The 16,111-nt window shown below is 56.9% G+C and carries 7 protein-coding genes; 4 read left to right on the forward strand and 3 right to left on the reverse strand.

Annotated elements, in window-relative coordinates:
- Window positions 1-18 precede the first annotated feature (18 nt).
- Together ACYAC5_RS23135 and ACYAC5_RS23140 are read left to right on the forward strand one after the other, a co-directional pair.
- Window positions 19-1,164, forward strand: a complete 1,146-nt coding sequence (locus ACYAC5_RS23135; protein ID WP_462063173.1) for an efflux RND transporter periplasmic adaptor subunit — start codon at window positions 19-21, stop codon at window positions 1,162-1,164.
- Window positions 1,161-4,226, forward strand: coding sequence for an efflux RND transporter permease subunit (locus ACYAC5_RS23140; protein WP_462063175.1), 3,066 nt, complete (start codon window positions 1,161-1,163; stop codon window positions 4,224-4,226). Before ACYAC5_RS23135 ends, ACYAC5_RS23140 begins: the two co-directional genes overlap by 4 nt.
- A gap of 36 nt (window positions 4,227-4,262) precedes the next feature.
- On the opposite strand, the gene ACYAC5_RS23145 is transcribed toward ACYAC5_RS23140, so the two are convergent.
- Window positions 4,263-6,962 (reverse strand): cation-transporting P-type ATPase, encoded by a 2,700-nt coding sequence (locus tag ACYAC5_RS23145; protein ID WP_462063176.1) that lies wholly within the window; start codon window positions 6,960-6,962, stop codon window positions 4,263-4,265.
- A 506-nt stretch (window positions 6,963-7,468) separates the two neighbouring features.
- On the opposite strand from ACYAC5_RS23145, the gene ACYAC5_RS23150 reads away from it, so the two are divergent.
- Together ACYAC5_RS23150 and ACYAC5_RS23155 are read left to right on the forward strand one after the other, a co-directional pair.
- On the forward strand, window positions 7,469-8,557 hold the full coding sequence (locus ACYAC5_RS23150; RefSeq protein WP_462063178.1) for an efflux RND transporter periplasmic adaptor subunit: 1,089 nt from the start codon (window positions 7,469-7,471) through the stop codon (window positions 8,555-8,557).
- Window positions 8,557-11,601: an efflux RND transporter permease subunit gene (locus ACYAC5_RS23155; protein ID WP_462063180.1), complete on the forward strand. Its 3,045-nt coding sequence runs from the start codon at window positions 8,557-8,559 to the stop codon at window positions 11,599-11,601. Before ACYAC5_RS23150 ends, ACYAC5_RS23155 begins: the two co-directional genes overlap by 1 nt.
- Before the next feature lie 330 nt (window positions 11,602-11,931).
- Here the strand turns inward: ACYAC5_RS23155 and ACYAC5_RS23160 are convergent, their stop codons facing one another.
- Both ACYAC5_RS23160 and ACYAC5_RS23165 read right to left on the reverse strand, forming a co-directional pair.
- The gene (locus ACYAC5_RS23160) at window positions 11,932-12,972 is read right to left on the reverse strand and encodes an AI-2E family transporter (RefSeq protein WP_312463194.1); all 1,041 of its coding nucleotides are present in this window, start codon (window positions 12,970-12,972) and stop codon (window positions 11,932-11,934) included.
- Between the two features lie 125 nt (window positions 12,973-13,097).
- Window positions 13,098-15,785, reverse strand: coding sequence for a cation-transporting P-type ATPase (locus tag ACYAC5_RS23165; protein ID WP_110867122.1), 2,688 nt, complete (start codon window positions 15,783-15,785; stop codon window positions 13,098-13,100).
- Window positions 15,786-16,111 lie beyond the last annotated feature (326 nt).

A 16,111-nucleotide genomic window follows, 5' to 3' on the forward strand; every position in this document is an offset into this window, starting at 1 on the left:
CTTGTACGGAGTGGCGCCATGACTGACTCTTTCACCGGCCTGGTCAAACAGGCCGCCGACCATCTTATCGATGCACAACGCCTGATAACGTTGCTGCCATTGTTGCCCTGCATGGTGGCCATCGCCTTGTCGCTGACTGCCTGCGGGCCACGCGATCCCTTACCACCCGCGCCTCCCCGACCGGTAAAATTCATCACCGTGAAGCCCGCCCTGCAAGGGCAACAGGTGCAGATGACCGGCGATATTCATGCCCACGACGAAACATCATTGGGTTTCAGGCTGGATGGGCGGATTCTGACGCGCCCTGCCGAAGTGGGCGATCGTGTTGACGCCGGTCAGGTGCTGGCAACGTTAGAGAGCAGCACTACCGCCAATGCGTTACGCAGCGCGATGGCGGACACCGACAGCGCGCGGGCAGCTGAACGCGTTGCGGCGCTGAATCTACATCGTATGAAACAGTTGATGCCTTCCGGTGCGATTGCACGGGCGCAGCTCGACAGCGCGCAATCCGATTGGCAATCCGCTGCGGCGCACCTGCAAAGCAGCGAAGCCGCACTCAATAGCGCGCAGGAAAATCTACGCTGGACGCAGCTAACGGCTCCTTTCAGCGGCGTGATCACCGCCGTCAGCGCCTCTGCCGGACAGGTCGTGAGCGCCGGTCAAACGGTGATGGCATTGGCAAGCGGTGCGCGGCGGGATGTGATTCTGGATGTGCCTTTCCCGGCAGCATTTTCCTCACTCCCCAGCGATGCCTTTCGCGTGTCCCTGCTCTCTTCACCGGCGATCGCCGCGCAGGCGCATCTGCGCGATATTAGCCCGCAGGCCGATCCGCAAACGCGGACCTGGCGGGTTCGATTAACGCTAGACGATCCACCGCCAGCGATGCTGTTGGGCGCCAGCGTCAGCGTGGCACTACCGGAGAGCGATCCCCGCACCTTTATCCTTCCTGCATCCGTGCTGACGCGCCTGGCGGACAAACCGGCGGTGTTTGTGCTGGATGCGCAGCGCGGCAAGGTCACACGCCGCACGGTGGTGATTTCCCGCTTCACCGCCAGCGAAGTCTATATCGCCAGTGGTCTCACGGCAGGCGAAAGCGTGGTCACGGCAGGCGTCAGCACACTGCGCGATGGCGAAGCGGTTGCGCGGGGAGATGAGCAGCCATGAGTGAACCTTCCGCTCGCGATAAATTCAACCTTTCCGCCTGGGCGCTGGCTCATCAACAGCTGATGGCTTTTCTGATGCTGATGATCCTTGGCGCTGGCGTGCTCAGCTATCAGGCGCTGCCGCGCAACGAAGATCCCGCCTTTACCATCAAAACCGCCGTGGTCTCCGCGCAGTGGCCCGGTGCCGATCTCGACGATACGGTGCAACTGCTTACTGAACCGCTGGAGAAAAAGCTGCAGGAAGTGCCCTATCTGGATTACGTGCAGAGCGAAACGCATCCCGGAAAAACCGTTATCTTTGTCAATCTGCGCGACAGCACGCCACCCGGCAAAGTGCAGGACATCTGGTATCAGGTACGCAAGAAAATGCAGGATGTCAGCTCCGCGCTGCCTGCGGGCGTTGCGGCACCGGCGGTCAATGATGATTTTGACGATACTTTTGGCACGATTTACGGTTTTACTGCGGAAGGATTCAGCACGCGTGAACTGCGCGATCGCGTTGAGTCGATTCGCGATCGGCTGATGAGCGTACCGGATGTCGGCAAAATTACGTTGCTCGGCGTGCAGGAAGAGCAGATTGTGGCGAGCTTCTCTCCGCGCACGCTCGCGGGAATGGGCCTGAGCCTGCAACAGGTCACCGCTGCCTTGCAGGCGCAGAATGCCTTGTCACCCGCAGGCGTCATTCGCACCGACAGCGATAACATCGCGCTGCGCGTCAGCGGTGCCTTCAACTCGGAACAGAGCCTGCGCGCCGTGACGCTGCACATCAACGATCGCTACATTCCCCTGACCGATATCGTCACACTGACGCGTGTGGCGGCGGAACCGCCAACGCCGCTTTATCGCGTCAACGGTAAGCCAGCGATTGGGCTGGCGATCTCCATGGCGCCGACCGGCAATATGCTGGATTTTGGCCACGCATTAACGGACAAAATGTCGCTGATTGCCAGCCAACTGCCGCACGGGATTGAGGTAACGAAAGTGGCGGATCAGTCGCGGGTGGTCAGCGACGCGGTCAGCGGATTTGTGCGGGTGCTCGGTGAAGCCATCGTTATCATACTGGCCGTCTCTTTCGTCTCGCTCGGGCTACGTGCCGGTTTAGTGGTGGCGGCGGCGATTCCTCTGGTGCTGGCGATGACCTTTACCGGCATGATGCTGGCGGGCATTGGGCTGCAACGCATTTCACTTGGCGCGCTGATCATCGCGCTGGGGTTGTTGGTGGATGACGCGATGATCGCGGTGGAGACCATGGTCGCCCGACTCGAAGCCGGTGATTCCCGCTGGCGCGCCGCTACAGTAGCCTTTGAAACCACCGCATTTCCGATGCTCACCGGCACGCTGGTGATGATTGCCGGTTTCATTCCCGTCGGCTTCGCCGCGTCCGGCGCGGGGGAGTATTGCTACTCGCTGTTTGTGGTGGTGCTGATCTCGCTGCTCAGTTCATGGGTCGTTGCGGTGTTGTTCTCTCCGCTGACCGGCAGCTGGATCCTGTCATCAAGGCCAGGTAAATCGCACGCTGAGCCCGGTTGGTTGCTGCGCCTCTATCGCCGTCTGGTTTCACAGGTGTTACGCCATCGGGGCTTGACGCTCGGCCTGGCGGGCGCATCGCTGCTGGTCGCCATCTGGGGCATGAGCCACCTGCAGGGCGAGTTTTTCCCGGCATCCGATCGCCCGGAGCTGCTGGTCAGCCTCACGCTGCCGGCGAACGCCTCGCAGGCGCGCACCTTAAGCGTGGTAGAACAGCTCGAAGCGAAACTCAGCGGCAACACCAATATCGACCATTTCTCCTCCTATAGCGGCAGCGGCGCCGTGCGTTTTTATCTGCCGATGGACGTGCTGAACGATGATGAAAACATCGCCCAGCTGGTGGTGGTAGCCAAAAATCTGGCGGCGAGGGACCGGTTGAAAGCTGAACTCGATCGCCTGCTGGCACGCGATTTCAGCGATGTGGTGACGCGCGTATCGCCGCTGGAACTGGGTCCGCCGGTTGGCTGGCCGATCCGCTATCGCATCAGCGGGCCGCACTACGAGCGGGTGAAACAGTATGCGGAAAAGCTGACCAGCATCCTCGGGCAATCCCGCGCGACGCGCAGCGTAAACCTGACAGCGGGCGAGCCGGAACGCGTCATCACCTTTGCGGTGAACCAAACCGCAGCCCGCGCGGCTGGCGTCTCTTCACAGGATATCGCGCAGCTGCTGAACCGCGTGTGGTCCGGTCAAAGCGTGACTACCGTGAGAGATCATAACCGGCTGGTTGATGTGCTGTTGCGCGCCAACGATGCTGACCGGCTGGATTTAACCAGCCTTGCTGCGTTGAAACTGACCACCGCGTCAGGCGCGAAGATTGCCATCGGCCAGGTTGCGACGCTGCAGTGGGGATTGCAGGATCCGGTGATGTGGCGTCGCCAGGGTTTTCCCTATGTGGTGGTACAAACTGATGTAGCGGCGGGCATGCAAGCGGAGACCACATCCGCGCAGCTCAGCGCAGATGTCCAGCAGCTGCGTGCCGGATTAGCGCCGGGTTACACCCTTGATGAAGAGGGCACGGTTGCCGAATCGGATAAAGGTAACGGCTCAGTGTTTGCCGTTTTGCCGGTGACGTTGTTTGTCATGCTGATACTGCTGATGGTGCAGCTGCAACGCGTATCGCGCATGTTGCTGGCATTGGCGATGGCGCCTTTTGGACTGCCTGGCATTGTTCTGGCGATGCTGCCCAGCGGCACGCCGATGGGATTTGTCGCCCTGCTCGGTATGATTGCGCTGGCTGGCATGATCATCCGCAACGCGGTGATCCTGATCATGGAAGCCGATAGCAATCTGCGTGCTGGCATGTCGCGCAATGATGCAGTAAGCCAAGCGGCTGAGCATCGTGCCCGCCCGATTCTTCTCACCGCCTGCGCCGCGATTTTAGGCATGATTCCCATCTCGCATCAGGTGTTTTGGGGGCCGATGGCCTACGCCATCATTGGCGGATTGCTGGTGGGAACGCTGATGACGCTGACGGTATTGCCCGCTGCGCTCAGTCTGGTGATGCAGCGTGAATCAGCGTCTTCCGCTGAATGAAAAAGGGTTGGCTGGCCTTGCGCCAGCCAACTTACGTTAACGTGCCAGGCGCCAGCCGCGTGTCAGGCGCTTCTCTATCTCCACCAGCACAAAGATCCCGGCGCTCACCGCCAGCGAAATTAGCCAGTATTTGAACGGCAATGGCGCGGTGCCAAACAGCGTATTCATCAAGGGAACATAGATAATCATCGCCTGCAGCGCGATAAGCACCACGGTGACCAGCCAGATGCCACGGTTTTTCAGCAAACCGGCATCCAGCGAGAATCCGTTGCTGTTACGGCAGTTCAGCATGTAAACCCACTGCGCGGTGACCAGCATCTGCAGCAGCACGGTGCGGATGAACTCCGGCGTGTAGCCGCGCGGCTGGAGCCAGGCTTCCAGCACAAAGGCGCTAATCGAAATCAGCAGGCCGACGAAGATGACGCGCCAGATGGCGTAAGCGTCCATCACCGGGCTGCGTGCGTTACGCGGCGGGCGGCGCATGATGTTGCGCTCTGCCGGTTCAAATGCCAGACCAAACGACAGCGTTGCCGAGGTCGCCATGTTCATCCACAGAATCTGTACCGGCGTCAGGGGCAGCAGGTTGCCCATCAGAATCGCAATGATGATCAGCAATCCCTGCGCGAGGTTGGTCGGCATGATAAACAGAATGGTTTTCTTCAGGTTATCGTAGACGCGTCGGCCCTCTTTCACTGCCGCTGCGATGGTGGCGAAGTTGTCGTCGGCGAGGATCATATCCGCCGCCTCTTTGGTCACTTCGGTGCCTTTGATGCCCATCGCGATGCCGACGTTGGCCTGCTTCAGCGCGGGCGCATCATTGACGCCATCACCGGTCATGCCGACAATTTCACCGCTGCTCTCCAGCGCTTTCACCAGACGCAGCTTATGCTCGGGGCTGGTGCGGGCAAAAATGTCGTATTCACGCGCCGCCACGCCCAACTCGGCATCATCCATGTGCTCCAGCTGGTAACCGGTGATGGCAGAATCGCTGTTACCAATGCCCAGCATCTGGCCAATCGCCATCGCGGTTTCCGGGTGATCGCCGGTGATCATCTTCACGCGAATCCCTGCCTGCTGGCAGTCGCGAATCGCGGTGATGGCTTCCGGACGCGGCGGATCCATCATGCACGCCAGGCCCAGCATCTTCATGCCGTTGCGTAAATCCTCATGCTCGATGTGGTGCTGCGCTTCCGGCAGCCAACGCCACGCGGCGGCAACCGTGCGCAACCCTTCGCTGGCGTAGGTGGTGATCGCCGCTTCCCAATATTCGCGATCAATCACTTCCGCATCGGTAGCACCCTGCTGCTGCTGACACAGCGACAGCAACACATCGGGCGCGCCGGTCATTAGCAGGCACGGTTTGCCATCAATCAGGCAGCTCACCGCCATGTATTTGTAGGCCGAGTCAAACGGCAGCTTGCTCAGGATCTGCACCTTGTCATTGTGAATGCCCGCCTTGGCGGCCAGCACTTTCAGCGCCCCTTCGGTTGGGCCACCCACAATGCCCCAGTTGCCGTTGGCATCCTGACGCAGCTGGCTTTCGTTACAGATATCCACCACCTGCAGGAAGCCCTGCATCAGCGCATCGCTCTGCTGACCCGCTTCAAGGGTAAATTCACCTTTAGGCTCATAGCTGTTACCGCTGATGCGCCATTGGCTGTTCGCCAGCACCACCGCTTTCACCGTCATCTCGTTCATGGTCAGCGTGCCGGTTTTATCCGAGCAGATCACCGTCATGGCACCGAGCGTTTCGACCGTCGGCAGCTTGCGAATGATGGCGTGATTGCGTGCCATCGACTGCACGCCAAGCGACAGAATGATCGAAATAATCGCCGGTAAACCTTCCGGCACCGCCGCTACCGCGAGGCTGATCACCGACAGCAGCAGCTCCGTCACCGCGATGTCGCGCAGCAGATAACCAAACACAAACAGCGCCGCCATCATCAACATGATGATGCCGAAGATGGCTTTTCCGAGCTTGTCGATCTGCACCAGCAGCGGGGTTTTCGCCTCTTCAATCGAGGAGATCATCGCATTGATGTGGCCCAGCTCGGTGTCGCCGCCGGTGGCGATCACCACGCCCAGCGCGGTACCTGAACTGACGGTGGTGCCGGAATAGGCCAGATTCAGGCGATCGCCGAGCCCTTTTTCACCTTCAAGTGCCACGGTGTTCTTTGATACCACCGTGGATTCGCCGGTCAGAATCGCCTCTTCGACGCGCAAGTTATGTACCTCGAACAGCCGCAAATCCGCCGGGATCTTATCGCCAGGACGCAGCATTACCACATCGCCGACCACCAGATGCTGCGTAGCGACGGTGATCTGCTGGCCGTCGCGCAGCACCATGGCATCGCTCGACATCATGTTCTGGATGCTTTTCAGCGACTTTTCGGCGTTGCTTTCCTGAATGAAGCCGATCAGGGCGTTGATCACCGCCACGCCGAGAATCACAAAGGTATCCACCCAATGGCCCATCACCGCGGTGATCACCGCCGCCGCCAGCAGGATGTAAATCAGTACATCTTTGAAATGCGCCAGAAAACGCATCAGCAGTGATTTTTCCGCCTTTTGCGGCAGCACGTTCGGCCCGTTGGCGTCCAGTCGTTGCTGTGCGTCGGTGCTGCTTAACCCCGCGGGTGAGCTGTTGATGGCTTTAAATACGGCGGCGTTATCCTGCTGATAATAGGGACGCGCGGATGCTTCCGGACGTTTTGGCTGAATAGGAATAACGGTCATAATTAACCCCGTGACATTGAATTGAAAATAAAAAAGCGTGCGAAAATAAAAACCACATTTTAATTATATTTTCCCGAAGCATACTGACCGTGGTCATGTTTTTACCGATTCATAAGTGTGATGCTAATAGTGATAGCACTGATTGCGCAATGTTATTATTTAAACGCAAATAGAAAGATGCATGACGCATATTAATTTTAGTTTCATCGAGAAATGTATTAATCATAGGGGGAATTATTATGAATAAATTACACAACCTGACAATACCGATGATCATTTCCTTTATTATCATTGCGGTATCATCAGCTACCGCCATCGGCTTACTCTCTTATCATGTAGTTTCGCGCATGGTGGCATAATTGATTTCGCCAGACATCGCTAAATTAAACCAACCTTAAACGCACATAATTGTTTCCACCTAATGACCCTTACTTTGCGGAGGGTCATTATTCCCTCTTTCAGGCAATGGCATATTCCCGCCCTTTCTTTCTTATTGAGGCAGGGGCATGAATAATTGGCCAGTGCTGGGCGCACTTGTAATTTTTTTGGTTTTGATCGGTTGTGACAATAAAAGCGGTGATGAACTCAGCGCACCGCGCGTAATTAAAGCGCTAACGCTGACGGAAAATACCACAGAGAAAGTCAGGGTATTTCCAGCGCGTATTTCGGCGGGCGATTACACCGAATTGGCGTTTAAGCGTACCGGGCGGCTGGCGCAGTTGCAGGTGCGTGAAGGCAGCCATGTTAAGGCTGGCGAGGTGATTGGCCGGCTGATCGATACCGATGCGCAGCTGCGCGTCAACGATCAGCAGAACAGATTCCAGCTGGCGGATCGTCAGTATCAGCGCTTCAGTGCGCTGGCCACGCGCAGTGCGGTTTCGCAGGCAGACATGGATGTGCAAAAGGCGAACCGCGACTCCGCCGCCGTGGCGCTCAACATCGCCAAAGAGGAGCTGGATTATCACACCTTGCGCGCACCGTTTGACGGCATCGTCACCAGCGTGGCCTCACAAAATCATCAGGTGGTTACCGCCGGACAAACGGTGGCGGTGATCAGCCGCAACGATGTACTGGATGTGATTTTCAGCGTGCCGGAAAACCTGTTCACCAGCCTTGACGTGCAAAACGTGAGTTATCAGCCAGAGATCAGTCTTAATGCGCTGCCGGGCCGCACGTTCCGCGCGGCATATAAAGAGCATCGCGCAGCAGCTGATGCTGCCACGCTAACCTGGCAAGTAGTGCTGACGATGCCGCGTCCGACGGATTTACCGCAGGTCAGCGGACTGAGCGGCACGGTGAAAGTGCAGATGCATAACCTGCCCACTTCCGACGGCACGCCGCTACTGCGCGTGCCGGCCAACGCGGTGTTTAACCCGGATCACAGCCTGCCGAATCAGCCTTACGTGTGGCTGATCAGCGGTGAAGGTGATGTGCTTAACGTTCAGCAGCAGCCGGTGGTGGTGGGAAAACTCAATGCGCAGGGCATCGAAATTCTCTCCGGCCTTCAAGTGGGCGATCGCATTGTGGTCGCGGGCGTCAGCGATCTGCGTGATGGTCAGGCGGTGCGCCTGTGGACACGCGAGCGAGGTCTGTGATGCGCCTGCTGGAACCGTTTCTCAACTACCCGATTCGCAGCTGGCTGGTGATCCTGCTGCTGGGCGTGGGCGGCATTTTTGCGCTGCTCAATATCGGTCGTCTGGAAGATCCGCTTTTCACCATTAAATCGGCGGTGATTGTGACGCACTATCCTGGCGCGTCGGCCCAGCAGGTGGAAGAGGAAGTCACGCTGCCGCTGGAGAACGCCTTGCAGCGCTTGCCATCGCTCGACAACGTCAGTTCGATCTCCAGCAACGGTTTGTCGCAGATCACCGTTACGATTCATAGCCACTATCGCGCCGACGACTTGCCACAGGTGTGGGATGAATTGCGTCGCCGCGTTGACGATGCCACGCGCCAGTTTCCACCCGGCGTCAGCGCGCCGCTAGTGAATGACGACTTTGGTGATGTCTACGGCTACTTCTTTACCCTTTCCGGCGAGAACTTCACCAACAGCGAGCTGCGCACCTACGCCGATCAATTGCGGCGTGAGCTGAATTTGGTGCCGGGCGTGGCGAAAGTGGCGATTGCCGGTATTGAGCAGGAGCAGGTGAATATCACGCTCTCCAGCCAGAAGATGGTGGCGCTGGGCGTGACGCCACAGCGCGTGGCCGCTTTGCTCAACAGCGTCAATGCCGTCTCCGATGCGGGCCAGATTCGCCTCGGCAATGAAGCGATTCGTTTCCATCCGACTGGCGAGTTTCACTCACTGGATGAGATCGGTGCGCTGCCAATCTCTGCGCCCGGCAGCAGCCAGCAAGTGTTGCTGCGCGATATCGCCACGCTCAGCTATGGCGTTACCGAACGGCCGGGCAATCTCTATCACGCCAACGGCAACGCCGCGCTGGCGATGGGCGTCTCCTTTGCGCCTGGCGTCAACGTGATTGATGTCGGCGATGCGTTAAGCGCCAAAATTCAGCAGCATCAGCAGGCCAAACCGCTCGGCATCGATCTGAACGTGTTTTATAACCAGGCGCAGGAAGTGAAGCAGTCGGTGGATGGTTTCATCAATAACTTTCTGATGGCGCTGGCGATTGTGGTGGGCACGCTGCTGCTGTTTATGGGCGTCCGCAGCGGTATGGTGATCGCCGCCTCGCTGGCGCTCAATGTGCTGGGCACGCTGCTGATCATGTATCTGTTCAAGCTTGAGCTGCAGCGCGTGTCGCTGGGTGCGCTGATTATCTCCCTCAGCATGCTGGTGGATAACGCCATCGTGGTGGTTGAAGGCATCAAGGTCGATCGCCAGCGCGGCAAGCCGTTGCAACAGGCGATGATGCAGATGGTGAAACGCAGCGCGCTGCCGCTGCTCGGCGCCACGGTGATCGCCATCATCGCCTTCGCGCCAATTGGTTTATCGCAGGATTCCACCGGCGAATACTGTAAATCGCTGTTCCAGGTGCTGCTGATTTCTCTGCTGCTCAGCTGGATCACCGCGCTGACGCTGACGCCGGTGTTCGTGCAGTGGATGGATGGTCGCCAGGCAATCAGCAAAGAGCGCGCGCAGCCGTATCAGGGCGTGGTGTTTCGCCTGTATCGCCGCGTGCTCACCATGCTGCTGCGCTTCCGCATCACTACTTTAGTGCTGATGGCCGCGTGCCTGGCCGCCTCGATCTATGGCTTCGGCTACGTGAAGCAGAACTTCTTCCCCGCCTCCAATACGCCGATTTTCTTCACCGATCTGTGGCTGCCGTATGGCACCGACATCCATTACACCGCACAAACCGCGCGCGAGATTGAAGGCTGGATCAACCAGCAGCCGGGCGTCAGCAGTACCGTGACAACCATTGGTCAGGGCGCGATGCGCTTTACGCTGACTTACGATGCAACGCGTCAGTACAGCAATTATGCGCAGATCATGGTGCGCGTGCAGGACGCCAGGCAGCTAGAAATGCTGGCGCAGCACACCGAGCAGCACATCGGCGAGCACTTCCCACAAGTGACAGAGCGCATCAAACGCATCAATTTCGGCAGTGCCAGCGACAGCGCCATTGCGCTGCGGATTACCGGCCCCGATCCCATTACGCTGCGGCAGATTGCCAGCCAGATTGACGACATTTTCCTCGCCGAAGGCAGCGCGTTTCCGCCGCGTCATGACTGGCAGGCGCGCAGTAAAGTGATTCGTCCGCAGTATTCACCGCTGCGCGGTCAGGAGCTGGGCGTGGACAAGCGCGATATCGACCGCGCGCTGCGTATCAACTTCAGCGGTGATAGCGTCGGTTTGCTGCGCGAAGGCTCGCGGCTGATGCCGATCATGCTGCAGACTTCCGAGCTGGAGCGGCAGAATATCGACCATCTTGGCAATATTCAGGTGTGGAGTCAGGCGCAGCAGCGTTATGTGCCGCTGGCCAATCTGGTGAGCGATTTCCAGCTGGAATGGGAAGATCCGCTGATAATGCGCCGCGACCGCATGCGCGTCTTGACGGTGCAGACCGATCCCGATCCCGCCAGCGGCCGCACCGCCGCAGAGATTGTGGCGCGCGTGCAGCCGGCCATCGATCAGCTGAAGTTGCCCGCCGGCTATCATCTGGAATGGGGTGGCGAGTTGGAGAGTTCGCGCGATGCCCAAAGCGGCCTGCTTGGCTCGCTGCCGTTAGGTTTCCTCGCGATGTTTGTGATTACCGTGCTGATGTTTAATTCGTTGCGCGATGCGCTGGCGATCTGGATTACCGTGCCGCTGGCGCTGATTGGCGTCACCTGCGGCTTCCTGCTCACCGGCATTCCGTTTGGCTTTATGGCGTTGATTGGTTTGCTGAGTTTGTCAGGCATGTTAATTCGTAACGGTATCGTGCTGGTTGAGGAAACGCACCGGCTGGCGCGGCATCAGCCGTTACAGCAAGCGATTCTCGATGCCGCAACGTCGCGTCTGCGCCCGATTCTGCTCACCGCCTTTACCACCGTGCTCGGCCTGCTACCGCTGCTGCGCGATGTGTTTTTCCAAAGCATGGCGGTGGTGATCATTTTCGGTTTGGGATTCGCCACGGTGCTAACGCTGCTGGTGTTGCCGGTGCTGTATCAAACCTTTTATCGGGGTAGTAAGTCTTGAGCGTGAAATTTTGCCTTGAGTCCGTATTATCCGTGTGGGCTCTGACGCATCTTGAAATTGAGCCGTTTTCAAAACCACGCTTGGAAGCTAAGAAGCAGGCCGGGGCCGCTTTTGGGCCGGCAATCCGCAGCGCTGAATGTAGCGAGGAAGCCAGGAGAGCCCGCAGGACGCGGGCGAAAGGCGGAGCCGGGACAAGGAAGTCCCGTCTCCGCCGGTCCGTCAGGCTGACGAGCGAAATGAAGGTACCGCGTAAGCGGCGCGAGGACCGCCGGACCAAAGGCGGCCCCGGCCAGCGTATTCGCCATTGAAAAAAAACAAGCATAACGGCATTTATGGCGACCTTTTTGGAAAATGCTCTCCCTGCTTTTCGTTACCCGCGCTCGCTAATAATATTTTTTTCAACATAAACGTCAGCGGAATTGCCAGAATCGCGCCGATGATGCCCAACAAGGATTGCCAGATAAGAAACGCCAGCAGCTGTGTGGTGAGCGCCATATTCAACCGCTTACCCAATAATAACGGCTCAATGACTGAACTCAGGATTAAATTTAACGCCACAAAGAACAGCGCGACCACCAATGCGGTTTGGATATCGTACAGCATATAACTTTGCAGCACTGGCGGGATGGCCGCCATAAATGAACCCAGCACCGGAATATAGTTGAAGACAAACATCAACACACCCCAGAAAAAGGCGAACTTCAAGCCAAGAAGATGTGCGCCCGCCCAGACAATAATGCCGCCGACAATACTGGTCAGGGTTTTAACCTGAGCATAAACGATAACGCTTTGCACGCCCTCTTCAAGCGCCACGTAATAGCGCTGATATTTCCCTTCGGCCTGTTTACGTAGCAGGATTTTTAAATTTCTCATTTCATACAGCATGAAAAACAGCATCAGAAATACCATCAGCCACCAGGAAAGAATGCTGGGTATTTGCGTGAGAAAACCCGTGACAAAGCGCACCACCGCACCCGCATCAACAAACGCCAGCATGTCGTTGGGCGTTAAAACCAGGCCCAAATGACTAAATGTCTGCGTCACCGGCTCGAAGCGTTCGGCCAGTAACTGCGGTGCCTGACGGCTCAGCTGGATTAAATCGGGGGTTAATACGGTGAGTTTGATGATGGTGAACACAATCACCAATAACAGCAGCACAATCACCAGCAGCGATGAGAGCAGACGCGGCACGCGTTTTCTTTCGAGCCGACTGATTAACGGATCGAGCATAATCGCCAGAAACAATGACAGCATCACCTGATTAATTAATGCCGATGCCAGATAGATACCGGTGAGAATTATGGTCAACGTGGCGAGAATTATCAGTACGCGCAAAAGCCTTGACCATAAAGGAAACTCGTTCAGTCCCATTATTAAGATCCTTCATCCTATACAAAATGTATTATAGAGAAAAACCTGTGCGCTGGGCCTTGTTTGAGGTCAAGTGACGAAAAACATTCAGGCCGTAAGAGAAACGGCCTGAATGTCACGCGCTATTAATTGATTCTGAATCTCCGCGTTAATGGCTTTTCGATTTCGACAATTAAAAACATCACGAAGCCAATGATCAAGGTAATAATCCAGTAACGTAACGGTAGCGCGGTGGTACCAAACAGCAGCTGCATAAAGGGCGCGTAGATAATCAGCAATTGCAGAACTAACAGCACGCCGCTGACGATCCAGATGCCTTTATTCATCAGCAAACCTTTGCTCAATGAGAAGCCGTCGGAAACACGACAGTTCAGCATATAAAACCACTGCGCCGTTACCAGCGTTTGTAATAACACGGTACGAATAAACTCCGGTGAATAGCCGCGCGGTTGCAGCCAGGCTTCCAGTACAAAAGCGCTGATGGCGATCATCGAACCGACAAAAATCACGCGCCAGATGGCGAAACCATCCATCACATGCAGTTTGGGATCGCGCGGCGGACGACGCATGATATTCTGCTCACCCGCTTCAAACGCCAGGCCGAAGGAGAGCGTGGCGGAAGTCGCCATGTTCATCCACAGAATCAACACCGGCGTCAGCGGAATGAGGTTACCGGCCAGCAAGGCAATGATGATCAGCAAGCCCTGCGCGAGGTTGGTCGGCATGATGAACAAAATGGTCTTTTTGAGGTTGTCATAGACACGGCGCCCTTCCCGCACCGCGCTGGCGATGGTGGCGAAGTTATCGTCCGTCAGCACCATATCGGCGGCTTCTTTAGTCACTTCGGTGCCTTTAATCCCCATGGCGATACCGACATCCGCCTGCTTCAGCGCGGGCGCATCGTTAACGCCATCGCCGGTCATCCCGACCACCTCTTTTTTGCTTTGCAGCGCCTGCACCAGACGGAATTTATCTTCCGGGCTGGTACGGGCAAAGATGTCGTACGCCTGCGCCGCCTCACTCAATTGCTGGTCATCCATCACTTCCAGTTCGCGTCCGGTGATGGCGGTGCTGGCGTTACCGATTCCCAGCATCTGCCCAATACTCATCGCAGTTTGCGGATGGTCGCCGGTGATCATTTTCACGCGAATGCCGGCTTGCAGGCAGTCGCCAATCGCGGTGATGGCTTCCGGTCGCGGTGGATCCATCATCCCGGCGATGCCGAGCAAAATCATGCCCTGATGCAAATCCTGATGCGTCAGCTCAGTTTGTCCTGGCGTGGCCGGTTTCCAGGCCGCCGCCACCATGCGTAATCCTTCGCGCGCATACTCCTCAATTTTGGCTTCCCACCACGGCAGATCGATCGGCTGCAATCCGGCCTCTGTTTGCTGCTGCTGACAATGTCTGAACAGTACGTCCGGCGCGCCGGTCAACAGCACGCACTCTTCATCGCCAATCAGATAGTGCGTCGACATGTATTTGTATTGCGAATCAAAGGGGATTTTATTGCGCAGTTCGGTGGTGACTGAAGGCAGATGTCCTTTGGCGGCCAGCACTTTAAGCGCGCCTTCCGTCGGGCCGCCGGTGATTTTCCACAGTCCGTTTTCGTCTTTAATCAGCTGGCTGTCGTTACACAGATCGATGGTGCGCAGATAGCGCTCGAGGATCGAGCCTTGCGCCACTTTTACCGGCACAGCGTCATCGGCTTTATGGATGGCGCCCACCGGTTCATAGCTCACGCCATCAACGCGGTAAATCTGATCGGCGGTGATAATCGCTTTCACCGTCATTTCATTCATGGTCAGCGTGCCGGTTTTATCTGAGCAAATCACCGTCATCGCGCCCAGCGTTTCCACGGTAGGCAGCTTGCGGATGATCGCCTGCTGCTTCGCCATGGTTTGTACGCCAAGCGACAGAATGATCGAGATAATCGCCGGTAATCCTTCGGGAACCGATGCCACCGCAAGGCTAATCAGGGACAGCATCAGCTCTGAAACCGGCATATCGCGGAACAGCAAACTAAAGACAAACAGCGCGGCCATCATCGCCAGGATGATCAGGAAAATGGCTTTACCAAGTTTATCCATCTGCACCAGCAGCGGCGTGCGGTGCTTTTCGATATCGGACATCATCTGGTTGATGTGCCCAAGTTCCGTGGCGCCACCGGTAGCGACCACCAGCCCTTTGCCGCCGCCCGAACTGACGGTGGTGCCGGAGAACAGCAGATTGGTACGATCGCCCAGCGGCAGCTCGCCGATGAGCGCGTCCGTGCCCTTCTCAACCACGGTGGATTCGCCCGTCAGAATCGCTTCTTCAACGCGCAGGTTGTGCGCCTCAATAACGCGCAGATCCGCCGGGATGCGGTCGCCAGCGCGGATCACCACCACATCACCTGGCACCAACGCGGTGGTGGGCAGCGTCTCGTGATTACCCGCACGGATCACCACCGTTTCGCTGGAGAGCATATTGCGGATACTTTGCAGGGATTTTTCCGCATTGCTCTCCTGAATGTGGCCAATCAGGGCATTCACCACCGCCACGCCGAGAATCACCAGCGTATCAACCCAGTGTCCCATGACGGCAGTTAGCAGCGCAGCGGCAAGCAAAACGTAGATCAGCACATCGTTGAAGTGAGCGAGAAAACGCAGCCAAACCGGCTTGCCGGGTTTCTGTGGCAGGGCATTTTCCCCGTACTGTGTTAGGCGCGCCGCCGCTTCAGCACTACTGATTCCCTCGGTGGAACTTTGCGTACTGGCCAGCGTTTCATCGACAGAAAGTTGATAATAGGTACTTTCCGGTTTCGCAGTATTCATCGCTTTCTCCTCAAATCCTGTTTCGGAAATCAAGGCGGTGATATCCCGTATTTAACAAGTCGCCATTGAACGAAAAGATCAGACCTGACTTATCCGGTGGAAGAAGCGGTCCGTTTCAGATTGAAAAATATGTCGTTAATGGCTGCTCAGCGGTAATGGAGCAGCCCTATTTTCTATACGAAATTGAAAGCATTTTGTAAAATGAACGCTATAAACGTAGCACAGGGATATTCAACGCATTCATTTCTCAATAAAAGTCGCGAGGCGAAAACCATTTATCTCACCAGACTTATCCGAACGCGGATAATAATAAAAATATAGTGTGA

The organism is Pantoea sp. y20 (assembly GCF_054903455.1).

Excerpts from the sequence above, each read along its gene's own strand:
- ACYAC5_RS23155 (WP_462063180.1), top strand. The coding sequence starts at position 8,557 with ATGCGCCTGCTGGAACCGTTTCTCAACTACCCGATTCGCAGCTGGCTG.
- ACYAC5_RS23140 (WP_462063175.1), top strand. The coding sequence starts at position 1,161 with ATGAGTGAACCTTCCGCTCGCGATAAATTCAACCTTTCCGCCTGGGCG.
- ACYAC5_RS23150 (WP_462063178.1), top strand. The coding sequence starts at position 7,469 with ATGAATAATTGGCCAGTGCTGGGCGCACTTGTAATTTTTTTGGTTTTG.
- ACYAC5_RS23135 (WP_462063173.1), top strand. The coding sequence starts at position 19 with ATGACTGACTCTTTCACCGGCCTGGTCAAACAGGCCGCCGACCATCTT.
- ACYAC5_RS23160 (WP_312463194.1), bottom strand. The coding sequence starts at position 12,972 with ATGGGACTGAACGAGTTTCCTTTATGGTCAAGGCTTTTGCGCGTACTG.
- ACYAC5_RS23165 (WP_110867122.1), bottom strand. The coding sequence starts at position 15,785 with ATGAATACTGCGAAACCGGAAAGTACCTATTATCAACTTTCTGTCGAT.
- ACYAC5_RS23145 (WP_462063176.1), bottom strand. The coding sequence starts at position 6,962 with ATGACCGTTATTCCTATTCAGCCAAAACGTCCGGAAGCATCCGCGCGT.